Below are 1,719 nucleotides of genomic sequence, written 5' to 3'. Positions count from 1 at the left end.
ACTTAAATGAAAAACTAAATTCCGGTTTTGGACCAAATGCAAGAGTAAATTCCATATAGGTAGAAGTTTCTTTTGCACACATATTTGCCATATTGTCTTTGATAATCATTACTCCGTATAATGTACTTGCAGCTGATTGCCTGCCTGTGCAGATTGGAGATAATTATGAAAAATAAAGGCAATCAGAAACATTTAACATTTGAACAGCGTGTTGATATCGAGAAAGGTCTTACTGAGAATAAAAGCTTCACTGAAATTGGACGAATTATTGGTAAAAATCCATCTACCATATCAAAGGAAGTACGTCTCCACGCACATACAAAAGAACGTCCGGATTCAGGTTACACTCACCCGCCATGTATTCATCGTAAGAACTGTAAGGTGACATGCTTGTGTGATAAGATGTGTGGCATTCATTGTAAGCTTTGCAGAAAACCATCCTTTCGCTGCACTGATATATGTCCCGCATATGAGACAGCTGAATGTGAGAAACTGAATAAACCACCCTACGTATGTAATGGCTGTGGTAAAAAGACCCATTGTCTTATGCCCAGAAAGTTTTATTCATCCAAATATGCCCATGATGAGTACCGTAGCGTACTAGTCGATTGCAGAGTCGGCATTAACCAGACTCCGGAAAGTATTCAATCCATGAATGATTTATTGGTTCCATTGATCAAGGAGAAGCATCAGTCCATCGGTCATATTTATGCTACTCATGCAGAAGAATTGGGTTGCTCCAGAAGAACACTTTACTCCTACATCAATGATTGTGTATTCGATGTCCGCAATGGTGACTTAAGGCGTTCTGTACGTTATAAGAAACGCAAGAAACCTACACAGACCAGTGCAAAAGATCGTTCTTATCGTCAAGGTCATAACTACGAAAATTTCCAGAATTATATGAAAGATCATCCAGATATAAATGTTGTGGAAATGGACTGCGTGGAAGGAATGAAAGGCGAAAGCTGCGCCCTCTTGACCTTTACATTCCGCAACTGCAATCTTATGCTTATGTTCCTGTTGGAATATCAAGACCAGGAATGCGTGTTAGAGGTCTTTGTATGGCTTGAAACAGTGTTAGGACAGGATGCATTCAAAAAGCTTTTTCCGGTGATCCTCACGGATGGAGGTTCAGAATTCTCAGCTCGTGAAGAGATGGAGGAATTCTGTGACGGAAGTAAAAGCACGACTGTCTTTTACTGTGATCCATACAGCTTTTGGCAAAAAGGTGCCTGCGAAAAGAACCACGAATATATCCGCTACATCCGTCCGAAAGGGAGTTCATTCGCTGATTTAAATGACGAGAAAGTCAGACTTATGATGAATCACATAAACAACGAAAAAAGAGACAGTCTTAATGGACATAGCCCATATGAACTCTCTCTTTTACTCTTGGACAACAAACTGCACAAAGCATTAGGATTAAAGGCAATCGCACCTGATGATGTTATGCTTAGTCCAAAACTTATAAAATAAAATAGTAAAGCACAGGCAGATTTCACTGCACCAGAATTTAGTCTTGCACATAAGGCATGTGGAATTTAGTCTCGCACACTATTTTCAGATGCCCGGTTAGTATGCATAAAAACATAAATCATGAGTGCTTACAGGTTTATTATAAGACAAAAAAATAGAATTGTTAAGGTGCATTACAGAATTTAATCCCGCATAGTTACTGAGATAATCCACAGCTGGAATTTAGTTTTTCATTTAAGT

Annotated in this window: 1 protein-coding gene and 1 pseudogene; both read left to right on the top strand. The window is 39.0% G+C overall.

Going from position 1 to position 1,719, the window contains the following annotated elements; all coding sequences use genetic code 11:
* Nucleotides 1-120 precede the first annotated feature (120 nt).
* Nucleotides 121-294: pseudogene (locus AB5213_RS17020) on the top strand (helix-turn-helix domain-containing protein); the annotation flags it as partial.
* Between the two features lie 252 nt (nucleotides 295-546).
* Complete coding sequence (locus AB5213_RS17015; protein ID WP_270590903.1) at nucleotides 547-1,479, top strand: IS30 family transposase; 933 nt, start codon at nucleotides 547-549, stop codon at nucleotides 1,477-1,479.
* The last annotated feature ends 240 nt before the right edge of the window (nucleotides 1,480-1,719 follow it).

Source organism: Coprococcus sp. RTP21204st1_G4_RTP21204_210225, from assembly GCF_040915385.1.
GTDB lineage: Bacteria > Bacillota > Clostridia > Lachnospirales > Lachnospiraceae > Allocoprococcus > Allocoprococcus comes.
The sequence above is the reverse complement of the archived record's forward strand: the minus strand, read 5'-3'. Positions and strand labels throughout refer to the sequence as shown.

Bases quoted from the DNA above. Each gene is read 5' to 3' on its own strand.
- AB5213_RS17015 (WP_270590903.1), top strand. From the start codon at position 547: ATGCCCAGAAAGTTTTATTCATCCAAATATGCCCATGATGAGTACCGT.